This is a genomic window from Steroidobacter sp., assembly GCF_036402275.1.
Taxonomy (GTDB): domain Bacteria; phylum Pseudomonadota; class Gammaproteobacteria; order Steroidobacterales; family Steroidobacteraceae; genus Steroidobacter.
In genome coordinates, this window is the sequence record NZ_DASWTF010000041.1 from 242,534 (window position 1) to 258,901 (window position 16,368).

Consider the following 16,368-nt stretch of genomic DNA (forward strand, 5'->3'; position numbering starts at 1 on the left):
GCGCATGGGCTCCCATTCACGATGACCCATTCACGATGATCAAGCGCGTTTTGATCGTGGGGGGCGGCACCGCCGGCTGGATTACCGCCGGTTATCTCGCCAGCACCCTCGGTGCACAAGCTCGCGATGGCGTTCGCATCACGCTGGTCGAGTCCGCCGACATTGGAATTCTGGGGGTGGGCGAGGGCACGTTCCCAACTATTCGCAAGACACTCAAGCGCATTGGCGTCGATGAAGCAGCACTGCTGCGACAGTGCGGCGCGACCATGAAGCAAGGCGCGAAATTCGCACACTGGCGTTATGCGCCCGGCCAGGGTCGACCGGATCACTATCTGCATTCGTTCCAGGTCACTCACCAGCCCACCGGCCTGGACCTGCTGCCCTACTGGCTGCTGGGCGTCGCAGGCGACAACGTCAACTGGGATGAAGTCAACACGCCGCAGAAGCGCGTCGCGGATGAGTGCAGGGCGCCGAAGCTGATCACTCACGAAAATTACGCGGCGCCGCTCAACTACGCATATCACTTCGACGCTGTCAGCCTGGCGAAATTTCTGCGTGAATTGGTGATAAGCCGCGGCGTGCGCCACATCGTCGATACTGTCGATGCAGTGAACCTTGCGGAAGATGGCTCGATACAGTCGGTGACCACGCGCGAATACGGCGCGCTCGAGGCCGATCTGTTCATCGATTGCACCGGCTTCCGGGCGCAACTCATAGGCGGGGCGCTGAACGTGCCCTACAAATCGTGCCGCTCGGTACTGTTCTGCGATTCCGCGTTGGCGATGCAAGTCCCCTACGAGCAGTCACGCTCGCCCATCGCCTCGTACACAATATCCACGGCTCATGAAGCCGGTTGGACATGGGACATCGGGCTCGAAGCCCGGCGCGGCATAGGCTATGTCTTCTCTTCGGATCATACCGACAGCACGCGCGCGGAAGAAACGTTACGAAAGTACGTAGGCAAGGCCGGTGACGCCTTGCCGGCGCGGCTGATCAAGTTCAACGCCGGCTATCGTGAGATCAACTGGAAAAAGAACTGTGTGGCGATCGGGCTTTCCAGCGGCTTCTTCGAACCGCTCGAAGCCACCGGGATCATCTTTACCGAAATCGCCGCCGTGATGCTCTCCAACCTGTTCCCGTGGGGAGGCAACTTCGAGACGGCCGCCCGGCAATACAACGAAATCATGCGCAGACGTTATGAGCGCGCCCTGGACTTCATCAAACTGCACTACTGCCTGACGGAGCGGCGCGATACGCAGTTCTGGCGCGACAACGTCGCTGCCTCCAGCATTCCCGACAGCCTCCACGAGCTGCTCGAGCGCTGGCGGTTTCGTCCGCCGGATGCGATCGACATCGATTTGAACGTGGACATTTTCACCGAAGCCAGCTGGCAGTACGTGCTGTACGGCATGGGTTACAAGACGGATCTGCGCCCCAGGGCGGGCGTCTTGAAGTATTACGATGAAGCCCGTGCGGCGTTCGAAGAGATCAAACGCCAGGGCGAGTACGCGAGCCGCACGTTGCCGACCAACCGCGAGCTCATCGAAGCGGTCCGGACGCGAAGCTTCGGGCCCGCAGCCACGGGCGGTTGACGATGCAGGCAGCAGTCATCGACCGGGCTCGCAGCGGGCCGATCAGGAAAATCGTGATCGTTGGCGGCGGCACGTCTGGATGGATGTGCGCGGCGGCGTTGTCACGTTTGATTCAGCACGCCGGCGTGTCGATCACACTGCTCGAATCGGATGAGATCGGCACGGTCGGCGTCGGCGAAGCGACCATCCCGCCGCTGCTGACATTCAACGCACTGCTGGGCCTGGATGAAAGCGACTTCGTTCGCAGTACGCAGGGCACATTCAAGCTCGGCATCGAGTTCGTCGACTGGCATCGCGTGGGCCATCGCTACCTGCATGCTTTCGGCAAGTTCGGCCTGGATGCCCAGGCCATCAAGTTCCACCAGCTGTGGCTGAAGCTGTCCAGAGATCCGGACACTGCGGCAGAGACTGGCGACCTGAGCGACTACAACCTCTGCTCGGTCGCCGCGCGCCTCGGCCGTTTTACACGCCCGACCGGTGGTCCGAATTCCGTGCTGTCCTCGCTGCGCTACGCATATCACTTCGATGCGGGGCTCTACGCGAAGTATCTTCGACAGTACAGCGAGGCGCGCGGTGTCGTGCGCGTCGAGGGCAAAATCACCAAAGTCGCGCTGCGCGAGCTGGATGGATTCATCGAGTCGGTGACCCTGCAGAGCGGGCAGACCATCGAGGGGGAGTTGTTCGTGGACTGCAGCGGCTTTCGCGGGCTGCTGATCTCACAGGCGCTCAACGTCGGCTACGAAAACTGGAGCCGTTGGCTGCCGTGCGACAGCGCCGTCGCCGTTCCTTGTGAATCCGCTGAGCCGCCGCGTCCTTACACGCGCTCCACTGCCGATAAGGCAGGTTGGCGTTGGCGTATTCCTCTGCAGCACCGAGTGGGCAACGGCTATGTGTATAGCAGTGAGTTCATCAGTGACGAAGATGCCGAGGCGCGGTTGTTGGCAACGCTCGATGGCGCACCGCTGGCGAAGCCTCGCGTGCTCAAATTCGTCACCGGTCGTCGCCACAAGTTCTGGGAAAAGAACTGTGTTGCCCTCGGTCTCGCGGCCGGCTTCATCGAGCCGCTCGAGTCGACCAGCATTCACCTCGTGCAAACCGGCATTGCCAGGCTCCTGGCGCTGTTCCCCGATCGGAGTTTCGCGCAGCCGGAGATCGATGAGTACAACCGCGCCACTGGATTCGAATACCAGCTGACGCGTGACTTCATCATCCTGCACTACAAGGCGACAGAGCGCGACGATGCGCCACTGTGGGTCAGGTGCCGCGAGATGGGAGTGCCGGATACGCTGAAACAAAAACTCGAGCTGTTCCGCTCGCGTGGCCGGGTCGTGCGTTGGGCGGAGGATGTGTTCACCGAGGACAGCTGGATCGCCGTGATGTTGGGTCAGGGCGTGGCGCCAGGTGGTTACGATCCGCTGGTGGATTCCTTGCCGCTGGAGAATACCCGCCGGTTCATGCAGCACATCAAAGACGTGACCGCGAAGACGGCGAACGCCATGCCGGCGCACCAGAATTTCATCGATCGGTATTGTTCGGCACGGTAGCAAATTGAATCATCTCAATAGCGGATCGTTCACGACCATCGTCTCGACAATGCTGCTCGCCCTTGCGGGTGTTGCCGTTGCAGCGCCGACCGAGGTCCTTCCCTTGAGCGGCATGGGCGAGCCGGGTGAAGCCGCGGTGTATTGGGATTTCCGCTTGGATGCAGGGCGAGGCGCCGGCAAGTGGAACCGGATTCGAGTGCCGTCCTGCTGGGAGCAGGAAGGTTTCGGTGCGTATTACTACGGCGCCCAGGGCCGCGGCAAACCGGACTCCGATCCCATCATTCCAAAGGAACGCGGAGACTATCGCACCGAGTTCGCGGCGCCGACGCAATGGCGCGGCCGGCAAGTGCGCATCGTGTTCGAAGGCGCAATGACCGACACCACCGTTCGGATCAACGGCCAAGTGGCGGGGCCGACTCATCAAGGCGGCTTCTATCGATTTCATTACGACATCACGCCGCTCCTGAAATACGGCGCCAGGAATCTGCTGGAGGTGTCGGTCAGCAAGGAGTCCTCGAATCCAAGCGTCAATCACGCCGAGCGACGCGGCGACTATTGGACCTTCGGTGGACTCTACCGGCCGGTGTGGCTGGAAGCGCGTCCGACGCATCACATCGAGTGGACAGCCATCGATGCCCGTGCCGATGGCAGCTTCTATGCACAGGTTCATTTGGGGAGTGAAGCCCCGACGGGAAGTGTGGTTCGCGCACGCATCTACGATCCAGAGGGTAACGCCGTCGGCCGAGCGCTCTCCGCACCCGTCGGCATTCACGACACGACTGCTGTCATCACTGGCAAGCTCGACAATCCCCGGACGTGGTCGGCCGAGACGCCGCATTTGTATCGCGTCGAGCTCACGTTGATTGCTGCGAGCAACGAGCACCGGGTGAGCGAACGCTTCGGCTTTCGTACCTTCGAAGTGCGGCCGCGGGACGGGCTGTATCTCAACGGCCGCAAGATCGTGCTGAAGGGCATCAATCGCCACAGTTTCGCGCCGGCCACCGGCCGGACCATCACGCGTGAGCAAAGCTACAACGACGCGCGTCTCATCAAGGACGCGAACATGAACGCCGTGCGCATGTCGCATTATCCGCCGGACAAACATTTCCTCGAGGCGGCCGACGAGCTCGGCCTGTACGTACTCGACGAGCTTGCTGGCTGGCAAGGCTCGTACGACACGCCGACCGGCGCGCGACTCATCGGCCAGATCGTCCGCCGCGATGTGAATCATCCCAGCATCCTGTTCTGGGACAACGGCAATGAAGGCGGCTGGAATCGCGACAACGACGGCGAGTTCGACCGCTGGGACCCGCAGCGCCGGCCCGTGCTGCACCCATGGGCGCTACACAGCGGCGTGAACACCGATCACTACGAGGATTACGCCAGCACGGTGAAACTGAGCGGCGGTCCCGACATCTTCATGCCGACGGAATTTCTGCATGGCCTGTACGACGGCGGCATCGGTGCGGGGTTGCGGGATTACTGGGATGCGATGGGTAACAGCCCGACCGTGGGCGGCGGATTTTTCTGGGTGTTCGCCGATGAAGGCATCGAACGCACGGATCGCGATCGTCGCATCGACACCATGGGTAACTCCGCGCCGGATGGCATGTTGGGCCCAAATCGCGAGAAGGAGGGAAGCTTCTACGCGGTGAAGCAGATTTGGTCACCGGTGCAGGTCAGCGAGTTGCAAGTGGACCGCACGCGGCCGTCTTTGCGAATGATGCTGAACAACCGCTACGCCTTCACCAACCTGAGTCAATGCAAGTTCACGTGGCGTGCATTGAAGCTGCCGCGACCGGGAGAAGCATCGAGCGACCAACGGCTGATCGCCGAAGGCGAAGTCGCCGGTCCGGCGATCAATCCGGGCGAGCAGGGCGCTTGGGAGATCCCGCTCGCTCCCGGTCAAACAGGCGACGAAGATGTTTTTCATCTCACGGCCAAGGACCCCGAGGGTCGTGAGTTATGGACTTGGTCCGTTGCAAATCCCGGGCAAGAATCTCGCGAGCGAAGCTCCGCAACGGACCAGACGACTTTGACAAAGGTGGGCAATGATCGCGGCATCGTTCAGTCAGGGCCCTATGAGCTGAGCTTCGATACCCGCACCGGCCGATTGGCCGAGATTCGCAAGCACGGCAAGTTACTCCCGCTGAGCGACGGCCCGCGGCTCGTTGCATACACGCGGACGGAGCGGGCTTTTCAAAAGATCGCTGCCACTGCGAAGTTGCGCCGCTTGGACTTGCAAGCGAACCCGCGCTCTCCCGACGTTCTGGCGACAGCGGCCTATGACGGTCCGCTACGTGAAGTCACTTGGCGCCGCAGCGGCGACTCACTCGCAATGTCCTACGAGATTGCGTACCAAGGAGAAGCGCATATTCTCGGCGTGCGTTTCGAGCTCCCGGAGAGTCAGGTCGTCGGCAAGCGGTGGGTGGGCAACGGCCCCTATCGAGTGTGGCAGAACCGGCTCGAAGGCGGCGTGTTCGGCTTTCACGAGACGAGTTACAACGATCCGATTCCCGGCGAGACGTTTGCCTATCCGGAATTCAAAGGGTATTTCGGCAACTGGCGTTGGGTCGCCCTCGACACGGCGACACAGAGCGTAACAGTGGAAAATGTCGGCGCCGTGCCGTACTTCGGACTCTATGGACCGCGGGGCGGAGTGAGTCCCGTGCTCGAGCTGCCCGATGTCGGTTGGTCCTTTCTCCACGTCATTCCGGCGATGGGCACCAAGTTCGATCTTCCTGAGTCGCTGGGACCGCAGTCGCAGCCGCAAACACTTTCAGGCATCCAGCGCGGTGAGTTGCGATTCGACTTCGAGGCGCGTGGCGACGGCGATCGAGTCAGCAACCCGCTTGCGCGGTGACCGCCTCACTTCAAGAATTGTGTCAGCGGTCTGTGCGCGAGCGAGGGAGCTGAGGATCAACAACAACCATACGACCTTGCAAAGAGGCACGGGCTCCATCTTCTCGATGCTTGCGGATATGCAGTCGCTGCGCGACGGTCGGCGTCGCGTGCCGGGCCCCGTAGCGTCGACGAATGGGGGAAACGCAGTTCCACAGGGCCCGGCACGCCAACTCTTGAGAATGTGCGAACACCGTAGCATTCCTGCGTCTTCACAACTAATGAAAAATCGGCTGCGACACATGCGATCAAGAGACGGCAGGCGCCGAGAGATGCAATTTGCGCCCGCGACATGCCCGGTTTTTCATTAGACAATAACGATTTTTGCCATAAATTTCCGCGTTGACAGCGCCCGGCGCTCCAACGCGCTGACCTCATTGCTCGATCAACGCGATAGCGCGGCGCTGAGCCGCGCTATTCATCGAGCGCCAGACAGATGGCAGCGGTTGTCACAAAAGAGGGAGCCTGAGCGACCGTGAGCTTTGTGCGCGTCGCTCGGCTTACCTCACACATTGAAATTCGATGGGGGTTATTCCTATGACTAACGAGAGGAGATCGCAGCTGGCGCTTGGACGGCGCACGATCGGTACGGGCGGTGCTCTAGGCAAGCGCGCATCGTTGCTGGGAGTGAGCGCACTTTTGTTGGCCACGTTCACCTACGCCCAAGACACCGCAAAGCCGAGCGACGGCGCCGACACCTCGGACAGGCCGCGAGTCGAAGAAGTGGTCGTTACGGGACTGAGGTTGAGTGTTCAGACCTCGCAGGAGCTCAAGCGCAACGCCGAGGTCATCGTCGACTCCGTTAGTGCCGTGGACATCGGCGCCTTGCCGGATCGCAGCGTCACCGAAGCGTTGCAGCGAATCTCCGGCGTCACCATCGATCACTTGTTTGCGCCGTCGGATACCAACCGCTTCTCGGCCGAGGGCAGCGGCGTGGCAATTCGCGGTCTCACGCAGGTTCGCAGCGAGCTGAACGGGCGCGATGTTTTCAGCGCGCGGAACACTCGCGGGTTGAGCTTCGAGGATGTTCCTTCGGAGTTGATGGCCGGCGTCGATGTTTTCAAGAATCCTTCCGCCGACATGATTGAGGGAGGCATCGCGGGCACCGTCAACTTGCGAACGCGCAAGCCGTTCGATGCCCCCGGGTTGTACGCCGGTGGGACCGCCAGCATGAACTACGGCGATTTCAGCGAGGAGGCCGAGCCGCAGGCGTCGATCCTGGTCAGCAATCGCTGGCAAACGGGAATCGGTGATTTCGGCGCCCTGATCGACGTCGCCTATTCGAAATTGGCGACGCGCACGGACAGCATTCAATTCGGCCGTCCGTTCCGTCGCGACGCTGCGGAAGTGGGCGCGACGGGTGTCCCATGCGAGGACATGAGAGGAGGCACGTTCAATTGCGTATACGTGCCGGCGGGCGCGCGCTGGAGCGAGCTCGATTTCGATCGCGAGCGCATCGGTTACGACATCGCGCTCCAGTGGGCGCCGAACGATCGCACCGAAGTCGTGCTCAACGTGCTCCAGTCCGACTACACCATGAACTGGATCGAGCACTCGGCGTGGCTGGAGGAATGGCCTTACAGCATCGTGCCCGCGGCCGGCACCTCGTTCACGTTCGACGACAGTGGCGTGTTTCGTTCCGGAACGATGGTTTCCAACGCCGGGTTGCCCGGCGCCGACTATCTCGGTCAGCTGCAGACCCCGGGCGCACGCATGCCCACCGGTTCGACGGCGCGCGCGGCCGAGATGCACCAGAAGACCACGGACTACACTCTGAGCGTGCAGTTCGATGCGACGGAGCGACTGTCGTTCACCGGCGATCTGCAATACGTCTATGCCAAGGCCGATAACTTCGACTACACCATCAACAGCCAGGTGAATCCGAGCGCCCTGCAGGTCGATCTTACCGGCGGTCTGCCGAGCGTGTCCGCGATGCCGGACGGTTATCTGGAAACCCGCGGCAATTATTTCTGGGCGGCGGGCATGGACGATACCCAGAAGAACAAAGGCACCGAGTTCGCGACGCGATTCGACGTGGCTTACTCGCTCGATGCGGGGTGGTTGCAGACGCTGAAGGGCGGCGTGCGTTTCACCAATCGCAAGGCGGAGAACACGGACACTGGTTATAACTGGCAGCCGATCAGTCAGTGGTGGCAGGGCGATGCGCAGGGGAACTGGCCGGGACATCTGGCCAGCCTGGACGATTACATGACCGGTCACTCGACGTTGTTCAATTTCTCGGATTTCTACCGCGGTCGGGCCAACTTGCCGGGTGGGCTGTGGGTGGCGAGCGATTCGCTGGTGGAAGATCTCAAAAACAACGCCGGCCTGGTGCAGACGGCGCTGGTCAACGGTTCGGGCTGGGCGCCCGATCGCTTTCGTGAAGGCGATACCAATACTCAGCGCGAAAAGACTTACGCGGCCTTTGCATTGTTGCGCTTCGGCGGCGATCTGGGGTCTTTGCCACTCGACGGCAACGTCGGCGTGCGCGCGGTGCGTACCGACTACGAAGCAGTGGGCTACGCACAGCAACCCGATTGGACCAATCATCAGCTCCTGAACAACAACGGCGATCCCAATTTCGTCGCGAACTATGGCAGCGGCGACTGGCTGCCGCGCAATTTCGATGACAGCTACACGGACGTGCTGCCGAGCCTCAACTTGCGTTTGAAGCTCACACCGGAGTTGCAGTTGCGCTTCGCGGCATCGAAGGCCATTGCACGACCGACCTTCGAGCAACTGGCGGCGAACGTCAAATTGGGTGGCGATCTTCTGACCACGCAAGACCCGGTCACGCAACAACCGGGGAGCGAGATCGTCACCAGCTTCACCGGCAGCGGCGGCAATCCGATGCTCAAGCCGATGGAGGCGAATCAATACGACGCCGCCGTCGAGTGGTACTTCGCTCCGCAGGGTTCGTTGTACAGCACGTTCTTCTATAAGGACGTGAAAAACTATTTCATCCGTGGCACGGAGACGCAATCGCTGTTCGGTCTGGACTGGCAGGTGGACGCGACCATCAACGGCGACGAAGGCGTCATCAAGGGATTCGAGGTCGGCTACTCGCAGTTCTACGATTTTCTGCCGGGCTGGCTGCAGGGTTTCGGTGCGCAGGCCAACTTCACTTACGTGGACAGCAAGGGCGGCGGTCCCACCGCGGGTCCCTCGGGTGGTTCGGCGACGGTGCCGCCCGGTCTTCCCATCGAAGGTTTGTCCAAGACCAGCTACAACCTGGTGGCTCTGTATCAGCGGGGGGCGATTGAAGCGCGTCTGGCCTATAACTGGCGTGAGCAGTGGCTGCTCACCACGCAAGACGGCGACGGCAAGGGATCGGTGTGGAATGGCGACTACGGGCAACTGGATGCCTCGCTGTTCTTCCGCTTCAGCCCGAACGTGCAGGTCGGCATCGAGGCCAACAATCTGACCAACACCACGCAGAAACTCCTGGTCGGACCTTATAAATACAGCCTGGCCGCCGATGGCCGCACACCGGCATACAACGTCGATTACGTCGATTCGCGTTTGTATCAGAACGCCTGGTTCACGTTCGACCGAAGATACGCCGCGACGGTGCGTGTGTCGTTCTGATCGTTGCGACCACATTTGGGACGTCTATGTCGAATTCACATTGCCCGACTCTCCTTGTGCTCGTGTTTCTGGCGATCTCGGCGTTGGCCAACAACGATGTCGTCACTTCTCCGGACGGCCTGACATCGGTTCGCATAGCGACAGATGCGAGCCGCTTCTCGATCTCGCGTGGAGGCGAGACGGTGATTGCTCCGTCGCCCATGGGGTTGGAGCTCGACGGAGCTCCTGAGTACGGTGCGCTCATGCTCGAAAAGCGGGTGGACACGTCGGTCGATCGGGTGATTCCGCTCATCGCAACCAAAGCCGCTAGCGCGCGCGACCATTATCGGGGCGCGACATTCACTTTCCGAGAAACAGGCGCCTCGGCTCGTCGTATCTCGATCGATGTGCGCGCGTATGACGATGGCGTCGCATTTCGTTACCGCATCGATGCAGCAGCGCCCGTGCGACTGCGGGGTGAAAAGACGGAGTTCGCGTTCGAGGGCGATCCAACGTGCATCGTCACTCCCGTGGACGCAGCACACGAGAACACGTTCGATCGCAAAAGAGTGTCACAACTGCGGACGGATACAGGTTATGACGTGCCGCTCGTGTGCGCCACGCCGTCGGGCCGGACGCATTTCGCGCTCATGCAGGCGAATCTCGAGGGCTATAGCGGCGCGTCCTTGTGGAAGGAGGGTGATGCTCTGCGCGTGCGGCTCTCATCGGTACCGAGCTGGCCCGGACCTGTTGTCGTTAGCGAGGCCGGACTCACGACCTCGTGGCGCGTCGTGATGATGGGCGATCGCGCCGGCGACATGATCTCGTCACATCTGATTGGCAACTTGAATCCGCCTCCGGCCGGTGACTTCGGTTGGGTGAAACCTGGCAAGGTTGCCTGGGACTGGTGGTCCGGGCCGCTCGCCGGCGTGAAGCCCGACATGGCGACCTACCGTCGATTCATCGATTTCGCGGCGGCTTCCGGATTTCCGTACTACCTGATCGATGCGGGCTGGTCCTGGGGCGCCGGTCCGTGTTGCGAGGCCTTGCCATCGAACGATGTCACTCGGGCTGCCGAAGGAATAGATATGCCGGCGCTCGTGCGATACGCGGCAGGCAAAGGCGTCGGCCTGCTTCTTTGGGTGCACTGGGCGCACATGGCGCCGCGCATGGAGGAGATACTCGATACCTACGCGCGCTGGGGCATCAAAGGCGTCAAGGTGGACTTCATGAATCGCGACGATCAAGAGATGGTTGCGTTCTATCGGCGCATGGCGGCCGAGACTGCCAGGCGGCGCCTGTTGCTGGATCTGCACGGCGCCTATGTTCCAGCGGGGCTGCAGCGTACGTATCCCAATTTCATCACCCAGGAAGGCGTGTTGGGAGCGGAATGGAACAAGATGGACAGACGCGTCACTCCCCAACACAACTTGATGTTGCCGTACACGCGCATGCTTGCCGGCCCCATGGACTACACGCCTGGCGGATTTCGTCATCGCACGCCATCGGCCTTCGAGGTGCGTGCAGAGATGCCGCTGACGCAGACGACTCGCGGACAGGCGCTCGCAATGTATGTTGTCTACGACAGCCCGCTGCAGATGGTGTCCGACGATCCGGATGCGTACGCAGATGCTCAGGGCTTCGAATTCATCAAGCGCGTACCGACGGCTTGGGATGAGACGCGCTTCTTATCAGGCGAGCCCGGGCGCGACATCGTGCTCGCACGTCGCTTCGGGCGCACGTGGTTCATCGGCGCGATGGCCGCGGATGAGACCCGCACGCTGAGAGTGCCTCTGAGTTTTCTGGCTCAAGGGAAGTATCGCGCCACTCTCTGGGAAGACGGATCGACGCTCGACGATCTCCGCCGCAGCGAACGCAATGTGATATCTCGCGACGTTCTCACGTTGCGATTGCCTCCGGCAGGCGGCGCAGTAGTGGCGATCGAAAGTTCATCGGGAAGCGTGCTGAATGAATCTGGTGAATAAGAAGGGCCGCCTGGTTGCAGCGGCAATGCTTGCGCTGTTTTCGATGAGTGGCGCGAGTGCGCGCGAGCTGCTTCATCCGATGTTTCAGGATCACGCCGTGCTGCAACGTGATCGCAGCGTCCGCATCTGGGGAGATGCCGATCCGGGCGCGGAAGTGGCGGTTGCCATCGCTGGCGCCGAGGTGAAAACCCGCGCGAGCACGGAGGATGGAAGATGGGAAGCCACGCTTCCGGCGCAACCAGCAGGTGGACCGCACAAGCTGCAGGTTCGCTCGTCGTCGGGCGAGACGCGCACTGTCACGGACGTTCTGTTCGGCGACGTCTGGCTGTGCTCGGGGCAGTCGAACATGGAAATGCCGCTGCGGCGGGTCACAAACTCGGATACCGAGATCGCGGGATCGACCAACGAGCGCATTCGACTGCTGAGCGTCGGTCGCGACAGCAGCTCCGTGGCACGGCGCGACTTCATCACTCCCGTGAAATGGGAGACCGCTCGTCCCGGCACGGTCGACGAGTTCTCCGCCGTTTGTTATTTCCTGGGCCGCGATCTGCAAGCGGCCTCCGGTGTGCCGCAAGGTCTGATTCACTCCTCATGGGGCGGCTCCGTGGTACAGGCATGGATAAGTACCGGCACGTTGAGCGATCTCGGCGGTTATGAAAACGCGCGCGGTATGCTCTCATTGCACGCACGTTCGCCGGAGCAAGCGGAGCGGCAATGGCAAGCGATCCTGCAAGAATGGTGGTCACAACACGACCCACGGCGCAACGGGCCCGATTGGCGCGTCCTCGAGTTCGATGATTCGAGCTGGCTCACGACCGCCGCGAATCGTATCTGGGAGGACGACGATCATGCTGAGTTCAGCAAGTTCGACGGCATCGCCTGGTATCGCTATATCGTGACACTTACGCGCGAGCAGGCGGAGGCAGCTACGCTGGCGCTCGGCCCCATCGACGATTTTGACGCAACCTGGGTGAATGGCGTGCCTGTCGGCTTCAATGACACGTGGACTCGCCCTCGCGAATATCAACTAGCGCGTGGTGTGCTGAAGCCCGGCAAGAACGTCATCGCCGTGGCAGTACTCGACAGTGGCGGCGGTGGAGGTCTGTGGGGCGATCCAAAGCAACGCATGCTGCGTCTCGCATCGGGAGAAACGGTGCTGCTCGATGGCGCATGGCGTTACCGCCCCGCCAGTTCGCTTGCTCAAACGGGCGTTCCGCCGCGCGCTCCCTGGGGGGATTCGCAGGGAATGTCGACGCTTTACAACGCCATGATCGCGCCATTGGCGGGATACACGCTCCGCGGCGTCGCCTGGTATCAGGGTGAGGCGAACGTCGGCGAGTCGGCGGAATATGCGAGGTTGTTGCCGGCGCTGTTCCATGACTGGCGCAAGGCGTTCGGCGCCGATCTGCCGTTCCTAGTCGTGCAGCTCGCGGATTTCGGGCCGGTCGCGACTCGCCCTGTCGATTCGCTGTGGGCGTCGCTGCGCGATGTGCAACGGCGCGTAGTGCAAGCCGATCCACACGCGGCACTCGCGGTGACCATCGATGTAGGCGATCGCTACGACATTCATCCCACGAACAAACAGCAAGTCGGCCGAAGGCTCGTGCTCGCTGCGCGACGCCTGGTTCATGGTGAGGACATTGTCGCTTCGGGGCCGACGCCCATCGACGCGAGCCGCGCCGCCGGGCAGGTCGTGGTGCGATTTTCGAATGCCGCATCGGGGTTGGTGGTCTACGGTGACGAACAGCCGATCGGCTTCGAGCTTTGCGACGACGGCAACCGATGCGAGTACGCCGACGCGACGGTTCAGAACGATCGCGTTCTGCTCGAGGTCGGCTCCATCGGGAAACCGTCGCGCGTGCGCTATGCGTGGGCGGACAGCCCCATGTGCAACCTATATAACGAGAGCGACCTTCCGGCCGTGCCGTTCGAGATCCGGATTCAAGAGTGACCCATGACAACGTCCCTTGAGCGCGTCTCCGTCATCGACGCGCTGCGAGGCAAGGAGCGCAGGTGTAGAGACCGACTGGTTCTTTGCCACCGGACGGAATGGGGCTTTCTGGCAGCGTGCGGCATGCTGAAGTTGACATGCCTCACGTCTGGATTGGAATTATTCGTCTCGATCCGACGTGATAAGACTCCCCTTGGTCTCGATCGGGACCCTCAGCAGGGGAAATCATGAAATTCATTCATATGCTGCGAGTAGCGGCAGGTATCGCGCTGTGCGCGCAAGCAGGCGCACAGACGAGCACACCCTATCAATGGGACAGTGTCGCCATCGGTGGCGGAGGATTTGTATCGGCGCTCGTGATGAGCAAGACACAGCAGAATCTCTTTTACGCGCGCACCGACGTGGGCGGCGCTTATCGGTGGGACAATTCCGCGCAGCGCTGGGTCTCGTTGATGGATTGGGTGTCCGAAGATGAAACCGGACTGCTGGGCGTCGAGTCGATAGCGCTCGATCCCAAGGACTCGGCGAAGGTTTATATGGTCGCCGGCATTTCGTACTTCAACGGCGGCAAGACGGTCGTCTTGCGTTCCAGCAACTACGGTCAGACGTTCGCGATGACCGACGTGACGAACCAGTTTCGCGCCCATGGCAATGGCATCGGGCGCCAGAATGGCGAGCGTCTGCAAGTCGATCCAGGCTCGAGCAATGTGCTGTACACCGGCACCCGCACGAACGGCTTGTTCAAGAGCACGGACTCGGGCGTGTCATGGTCGCGTGTGAGCGCATTGCCTGTCACGACGACGCCGAACGAGAATGGCGTCAGCTTCGTGCTGTTGGATTCCACCAGTGTTTCGGGTGGCGTCGCGCAACGAATCTTCGTCGGCGTGTCACGCTTCGGATCGGTGGGGCCGAGTTTCTATCGCAGCAACGACGCGGGCGCGTCGTTCTCCGCGGTGACGGGAGCGCCGACCTCACTGATGCCGCAGCGAGCTGCGCTCGCAAGCGATGGCAACATATACATCACCTACGCCAATGGAGCCGGCCCGCACGGTCACTGGTCCCAGCCCGAGCCGATGGATGCGGGGCAAATCTGGAAGTACAACGTCGCGTCCGGCTCCTGGACCAATGTGACACCGGCGGGGCTCACCACGCCGTTCAGCGGCATCTCCGTCGATCCCAACAATGCGCAGCGCCTGGTCGCATCGACGATCAACACGTATATGGCCCAAGGGGATGCGTGGGGCGATCACATGTTCATCACGACCGATGGCGGCGCCACGTGGACCGACGTGGTCTCGCGCGGCTTCTCGGAGGATTCGGGCGGAGTGTCGTGGATCGAGGGAAATTCCATTCACTGGGCCGGATCTTTCGAGTTCAATCCGTTCAACACCAAGCAGGCGTACCTCACGTCGGGTAACGGGGTGTTCCGTACCCTCGACATCGATGCCATCCCGACGCACTGGTCGTTCTTCGTGAAGGGATTGGAGGAAACCGTACCGCTCCAAGCCGTCAGCGTGCTCGGGGGGCCTTTGGTCACTACGATCGGCGATTACGACGGCTTCCGCCACACGGATCTCGCACAGTACGGACCCATACATGAGCCGCGGATGGGCACGACCACCGGCCTGGCCCATGCGGCGGGAAACCCTTCGACGCTCGTGCGAGTCGGCGACCGGATGTACTACACGACCAACACGGGTGCATCGTGGACGCAGGCGGCCAGCACGCGCGGCACGAAAGGTCAGGTGGCGCTCAATGCGAACGGAACAGTGCTGCTTCACAACCCGGCGGATTCATCGACCACGTATCGCTCGACGGATTTCGGCGGCAGTTGGACTACAGTCGCGGGATTGAGCACGGCCAACCTTCGGCCCGTCGCTGACATGGTCAACGCCAACAAATTCTATGCTTATGACAATGGCGCCATGCTGGTGAGCACGAATGCCGGCGTGTCGTTCTCGCCCGCGGGCACACTCGCCGGTGGCGGCAGCAACGTCATTCGCACCGTTCCAGGGTTCGAAGGGCACATCTGGGCGCCGCTGAACGGCGGCGGGCTGGCGCGCTCGACCAATTCGGGCACATCGTTCACGACGCTCGCAAATGTTTCCTATTGCGGAGCCGTCGGCTTCGGTAAAGCGGCGCCAGGTGCTTCGTATCCGACGATCTACATCTGGGGCACGGTCAGCGGCATACGCGGCGTCTGGCGTTCGACGGACACCGGCGCATCGTGGGTGCGCGTGAACGACGATGCGCACGAGTATGGCGGCCCGGCCAACGGGCAGTTCGTCATGGGCGACATGAATACGTACGGTGTGGTTTACATGAGCTCCGCGGGTCGTGGCGTCTTGTACGGCAGGCCGGCGACGCAATCGACAGCGACTCGCGTGCGGTCGCGTAGCAGCGGCAAATGCATGGATGTGAACGGCGCAAGCCAAGCCTCGGGAGGCATCGTCATTCAGTGGACGTGTGGCACGAGTGCCAATCAACAGTGGACCGTGGAGGATGCGGGCGGCGGTTTCAGTCGTCTCAAGGTCAGTCACAGCGGCATGTGTTTGGACCTCGCCAGTCAGAGTACCGCGAACGGCGTAGGGCTGGTGCAGAGGACCTGCGGTACGGGCGCAAGCCAGCAGTGGACTCGTCAGGACGCGGGCGGCGGCTATTATCGGCTGATCAATCGCTTCAGTAACCAATGTGCCGATGTGCCCGGTAGCAGCGGAGCGGACGGCGTGCAACTCGCTCAGTGGAACTGCAACGGCGGGCAGAACCAGCAATGGATCAATAACTAGACGTGTTGTGCAGCGGGGTCCGGGACTTGTCCCGGACCCCGT

The 16,368-nt window shown here is 61.7% G+C and carries 7 protein-coding genes; all 7 read left to right on the forward strand.

The window, feature by feature from the left end; translation table 11 throughout:
* Nucleotides 1-35: 35 nt before the first annotated feature.
* The 7 genes from VGD45_RS26340 to VGD45_RS26370 all read left to right on the forward strand — a co-directional run bounded on the left by VGD45_RS26340 (nt 36) and on the right by VGD45_RS26370 (nt 16,326).
* Complete coding sequence (locus VGD45_RS26340; RefSeq protein ID WP_331158359.1) at nt 36-1,592, forward strand: tryptophan halogenase family protein; 1,557 nt, start codon at nt 36-38, stop codon at nt 1,590-1,592.
* A 2-nt stretch (nt 1,593-1,594) separates the two neighbouring features.
* Entirely contained in the window at nt 1,595-3,136 is a 1,542-nt protein-coding gene (locus tag VGD45_RS26345; protein ID WP_331158360.1) for a tryptophan halogenase family protein, read from the forward strand.
* A gap of 4 nt (nt 3,137-3,140) precedes the next feature.
* Nucleotides 3,141-5,999 carry a glycoside hydrolase family 2 protein gene (locus tag VGD45_RS26350; protein ID WP_331158361.1) on the forward strand — a complete coding sequence of 953 codons (2,859 nt, stop codon included), beginning with the start codon at nt 3,141-3,143 and terminating at the stop codon, nt 5,997-5,999.
* A 575-nt stretch (nt 6,000-6,574) separates the two neighbouring features.
* Nucleotides 6,575-9,625 carry a TonB-dependent receptor gene (locus tag VGD45_RS26355; RefSeq protein ID WP_331158362.1) on the forward strand — a complete coding sequence of 1,017 codons (3,051 nt, stop codon included), beginning with the start codon at nt 6,575-6,577 and terminating at the stop codon, nt 9,623-9,625.
* Between the two features lie 26 nt (nt 9,626-9,651).
* Entirely contained in the window at nt 9,652-11,589 is a 1,938-nt protein-coding gene (locus VGD45_RS26360) for a glycoside hydrolase family 97 protein (RefSeq protein ID WP_331158363.1), read from the forward strand.
* Nucleotides 11,573-13,540 carry a sialate O-acetylesterase gene (locus tag VGD45_RS26365; protein ID WP_331158364.1) on the forward strand — a complete coding sequence of 656 codons (1,968 nt, stop codon included), beginning with the start codon at nt 11,573-11,575 and terminating at the stop codon, nt 13,538-13,540. Before VGD45_RS26360 ends, VGD45_RS26365 begins: the two co-directional genes overlap by 17 nt.
* A gap of 227 nt (nt 13,541-13,767) precedes the next feature.
* A complete protein-coding gene (locus VGD45_RS26370) occupies nt 13,768-16,326 on the forward strand; it encodes an RICIN domain-containing protein (RefSeq protein WP_331158365.1) in 2,559 nt (852 codons plus the stop codon).
* Nucleotides 16,327-16,368 lie beyond the last annotated feature (42 nt).